At 42.3% G+C, this 4,430-nt stretch carries 5 protein-coding genes and 2 pseudogenes; all 7 read right to left on the minus strand.

Features of this window, described 5'->3' with window-relative positions; translation table 11 throughout:
• Positions 1-52: 52 nt before the first annotated feature.
• Positions 53-676 (minus strand): annotated as a pseudogene (locus E5329_RS28400) (DegT/DnrJ/EryC1/StrS family aminotransferase); the annotation flags it as partial.
• A 58-nt stretch (positions 677-734) separates the two neighbouring features.
• Positions 735-1,164: pseudogene (locus E5329_RS28405) on the minus strand (PLP-dependent transferase); the annotation flags it as partial.
• 81 nt (positions 1,165-1,245) lie between these two features.
• Positions 1,246-1,830: a LysE family transporter gene (locus tag E5329_RS28410; protein ID WP_135992481.1), complete on the minus strand. Its 585-nt coding sequence runs from the start codon at positions 1,828-1,830 to the stop codon at positions 1,246-1,248.
• 96 nt (positions 1,831-1,926) lie between these two features.
• The gene (locus E5329_RS28415) at positions 1,927-2,832 is read right to left on the minus strand and encodes a LysR family transcriptional regulator (protein WP_135992482.1); all 906 of its coding nucleotides are present in this window, start codon (positions 2,830-2,832) and stop codon (positions 1,927-1,929) included.
• 282 nt (positions 2,833-3,114) lie between these two features.
• Entirely contained in the window at positions 3,115-3,636 is a 522-nt protein-coding gene (locus tag E5329_RS28420; RefSeq protein WP_168356814.1) for a flavodoxin family protein, read from the minus strand.
• 9 nt (positions 3,637-3,645) lie between these two features.
• The gene (locus E5329_RS28425) at positions 3,646-3,942 is read right to left on the minus strand and encodes a hypothetical protein (RefSeq protein ID WP_135992483.1); all 297 of its coding nucleotides are present in this window, start codon (positions 3,940-3,942) and stop codon (positions 3,646-3,648) included.
• 136 nt (positions 3,943-4,078) lie between these two features.
• Complete coding sequence (locus E5329_RS31355) at positions 4,079-4,285, minus strand: hypothetical protein (protein ID WP_275443855.1); 207 nt, start codon at positions 4,283-4,285, stop codon at positions 4,079-4,081.
• Positions 4,286-4,430 lie beyond the last annotated feature (145 nt).

Genomic DNA, 4,430 nt, shown 5'->3' on the forward strand with positions numbered 1-4,430 from the left:
ATGAATGGGTGTAAAGACATCCGGTATTGTTCTTTTCCTTAAGTTAATGACATTGTGCTTTATCTACATCTTTTTCCCGTTTAGCAACCAGTATGCCGCCGCCCGAGGTCGTAATAATCTTGTTTCCATTAAAGGAATAAATTCCATAATTCCCGAACGTACCTGTCATTTTCCCTTTGTATGTCGTACCTAACGATTCAGCAGCATCTTCAATTAAGGGAACATCATGCGCCTTACAAAGGGCGCAAATTTCGTCCATATTCGCTGATGTGCCGTACAAATGCACAGCCATGACAGCCTTCGGGTGGGGATATTTTTCAAATGCTTTCCTTAATGCCGCTGCATCCATATTCCAAGTGTCACGTTCTGAATCAATAAAAACAGGGGTTGCATATTCGTATCTAATTGGATTAACGCTTGCTGCAAAGGTCAGGGAAGGAACGAATACAATATCATTCTCCTTTACCCCCGCTAAAATAACTGAAAGATGCAGCGCAGCAGTTCCAGACGATAGCGCAGCGCAAGAAGATGCTCCTGCATAAGCCGCCACTTTAGCCTCAAATTCATCTACATTCTGCCCCAAAGGTGAAATCCAGTTTGTTTCAAATGCTTTCTGAATATACTGCCGCTCCTCCGTATGCATGGTAGGAGTAGCTAAAGGAATTTTCTTCATCATTCTGTCTCCTCTACATAAAATATCTCTGCATTCATTGCACGGCTTTTCAAACTTAAACTCACAGTTTGGAAAATACCTGCTCCAAATCTGCAATAATATCTTCTACATTTTCCAAACCAACGGAAAGACGAACCAATCCCTGCTCAATCCCTGCAGCCACCAACTGTTCATCGGTCAACTGCTCTGACAGCCAATGTTTCCAGGCAAAGATTCAGTAAAAATGCGGAATGTGCGGCAGGATAAACGCCAAAATCACGCATGAGCTGCATCCTTGCCTTTACAATATATGCCTTCTTTCCGTATGTTTCTGTATAGGAAATGCCATGATAGGATTCATCCAGCTCTGCCAAATCCGGGAACCTGCCATTTGTCCAGTCAAAATTCTCACTGTCTACAATCGTTCCGCCTGCCTGTACTGCATGACCGTCCATATATTTTGATGTGGAGTGAACGATAATATCTGCCCCAATATGTAGTGCTTTGCACAATCGGCATAATTCTTGGTTCTGCATTTTTAGGCTGATAACCTGAATGTAAGCATTTCGTTTCGTCTTACATGTAAATTCCTCCTATCTCAGCATACTATAAACACACTCTAGTAAAGTGAATGCAAGAATCACGTTAATTGCCCTGTAATATTTTACATATGCTCTCTGTATCAGCACTCCCATTCCAACCCAGGTAAGGGTTGCGATGGTTCCAATCGTGGCAATCATAAGCTCAAATAAAAATAAAACCCCTAAAGAAGCGCTATAATCCGTAATATATCCTGTCAATGCAGTAATCCCAAATAAATAGATTTTCACGTTGACAAACTGCAGCAAAAATCCTTTCAGAAATGACGCTGATTTTTCTGTCTCATCTGCGGATGGTTTACTAATCGCAATATGAAACGCCAGCCATAAAATATAAGCGGCTCCTATGTATTTCATCATGCCAAGCATATTTGGCAAAAAGGCGCTTACCCCAAATACAAAAATTGCACATATGATCTGCACAACATAATATCCTGCAAAAATTCCCCAAAAAAGCGGCCGCCCTTTTTTATATCCATAGTTTGTTACTGTATTTAATGCTAAGATATTCCCTGGTCCCGGCGTAAACGCATTGATAGCAGAAAAAATAAAAAAATTACCTAATACATAACCTGGCATTTGTATGCCCCCTTTCCGTTTCTATATCTTAGCACGGAACGTCATGTAATAGGTAATATCTGTTTTTTATGCTATTGCATAGGTTGATCCTATGGTTCACTTATTATCTCTATACTGTTTTAACGCCTCCACATAAATCTTCCCCAGCTCTGACAGTTCTTTATCCTTGTTCAATATGTATCCAATGTGCATTACCTCATCTTCCTTAAGCGGAATGGAAACAATAGAATCACCTTGCAGATATTTTGGAAAAATACCGCTTGAAATCGTATATCCCTCCACTCCAATCATCAGATTCACAATAGCCGCACGGTCACTGACTTTGATACTCCTTTCCGCAGGCTCATTGCTGAAAAGCTCCTCAGAAAAATTGGAAGATTCGTAAGTCCCCTGCACAAAACTAAGCCGGGGATATGGCTTAAGGTCATCCAGCCTGACAGACGCGCATTTTGCCAAAGGGTGATTTTTGCTGATAAAGATATGGGGCGTTGCTGGAAACAATTCATAAAAATTCAGATTATATTCATCAAATAACTTTCTCAGCACATTTTCATTGCTGCCGCAAAGATAAAGAATTCCTAAATCACTGAACCTGTTCCTCACATCTTCTACAATCTGGTGCGTCTGCGTTTCATTCAGGATAAACTCAAACCTTTCCTGTCCAAAACGCTGTATCAGTTCCACAAACGCATTTGTTGTAAAGGTATAATGCTGTGTGGAAACACAAAACCTCTGTTTTGCTGGCTTTTTGTTCATATATTTTGATTCCAGCAGTTCCATCTGCTGCACAACCTGTCTTGCATAGCCTAAAAACTCCATGCCTTCTTTTGTCAATGCCACGCCTGCCCGGCAACGGCTGAAAATTGTGATTCCAGATTCCTTTTCCACTTCTTTGACAGCGCCGGAGAGACTCGGCTGAGAAATATACAGTTCTTTTGCAGCTTCTGTAATAGAGCCTCTTTCTGCCATGATTATCATATATTTTAATTGCTGTAATGTCATATACCCTCCAAATCCAAGCACTTCAAAATGCTTTTATAACCTGCTCTTCTTCAAATAATCAAAGACTGGTTTTCCTCAGACTATGTTACATTATAACACAAATCAGAAATTCAGATATTACTAATTTACTTGAATTCTAACAGCCACTGACATATGTCATCTTTTGAAGTTTCACCCTCAAACCGCTCCTTCCAGCCATTCCGTGGAATCAGGGAATAAAGAATGAAGTTTCCTTATCACCGTGTGTATTTTCATACATAGAGGGCAGCGCTATCTTTTTTATCATAAATCAGCGCCTCCTTTTAGGCATTTTAACAGATATGCCATATTCTGCCCTAAACGCCTCATCGTTCCCAGACCTTCTTCATACTTCCCCACATCTCCCGGCATCTGCTCATAGGCCATCGGCCAATAACAGGAACCAACCATGTACATCTCCTGCAGCATGAAAAAATGGTTCATCGCATCCAGTGTGTTCAATGCCCCTCTGCGCCGTGCGGCCGTGACAGCCGCTCCAACTTTATGCCGCAGGAGACTTTCATTCCGGTTCATATCCGTTACAACGGCCGCCTTCTCTAAAAAAGCCTGCATATTAGCAGAAATATTCGCCGTATAGACAGGGGAGCCTAACAATATGCCGTCAGCCTGCGTCATCCTTTCAAAAATCTCCTGAAACAGATCGTTTTTATGGACACAGTTCCTTTTCCCGCCACAAGCCCAGCAAGCCTTGCATGGCTCTATGATCTTGCCGGAAAGCTGTACCAGTTCCATATGGCTCATGCGCAGGCTATACACTGTTTCCATTCCTGTCGTTCAATGTATCTTCTGTATCAACTCGATCCCTTCCATTTTTCCAAGATTACGGCTGTATTTCTTGTCCATGGGATTATTCCAGTGTTCATGCGCACCCAGGATGCTGACTTTTTCCCGTTCCCGTTTTGATATACGGTTCTCCACGGCGAAATGCATAAGACCAGTGAATCGGCTTGGACTGATCAGCCGTGCGTTAATAACTTCATGAGCTGTCACAGATTCAGCTTCACCCGCCGTCACAGATTTACTCATTTTCCTGTCACGCTTCCAATTGCATATACAACTGTTCATTTCCATATTTATGGCAGCTCTCCAAACAGCGTTTCCCAGGCCGCTACCTGAAAGTGTCTGACAATTCCAGGCACCAAAGATTATATCCTTACATGAAATTGTGCTGGTAACATACACAATTCACGCAGGAAGGCCGCCCAGATCATTCCGGACGGCCTGTTTTTCCTGTTCCCTTATGAAAATTTTTCCGTTTCCCGCACACTTCGCCAAACTGACGTTTTGTGTATAGTTGGCCTGTAATATTTACAGCCAGTCCCTTCCTGTATACCCCGATAATGCACGCAGGGCATGCGCAACTGTTGCCGCATCCGTCCCATTCATATGCGCTGACAGCCTCTCCCTGTTCCAAAATATATCTGACAGCCTGCTCAAGGGGTATCCTGCGTCAATGTCTGGTATACATATATATTGACCACTCATATTACTTTGGCGGTTAAAAATCGACAATGCCTATGGTGTTCCGGATGAATATTTGGTATCATATAATTATGGAG

Source organism: Petralouisia muris (assembly GCF_004793545.1).
Lineage (GTDB): Bacteria > Bacillota > Clostridia > Lachnospirales > Lachnospiraceae > Petralouisia > Petralouisia muris.

Excerpts from the sequence above, each read along its gene's own strand:
- E5329_RS28410 (WP_135992481.1), bottom strand. The coding sequence starts at position 1,830 with ATGCCAGGTTATGTATTAGGTAATTTTTTTATTTTTTCTGCTATCAAT.
- E5329_RS28415 (WP_135992482.1), bottom strand. The coding sequence starts at position 2,832 with ATGACATTACAGCAATTAAAATATATGATAATCATGGCAGAAAGAGGC.
- E5329_RS28420 (WP_168356814.1), bottom strand. The coding sequence starts at position 3,636 with ATGGAAACAGTGTATAGCCTGCGCATGAGCCATATGGAACTGGTACAG.
- E5329_RS28425 (WP_135992483.1), bottom strand. The coding sequence starts at position 3,942 with ATGGAAATGAACAGTTGTATATGCAATTGGAAGCGTGACAGGAAAATG.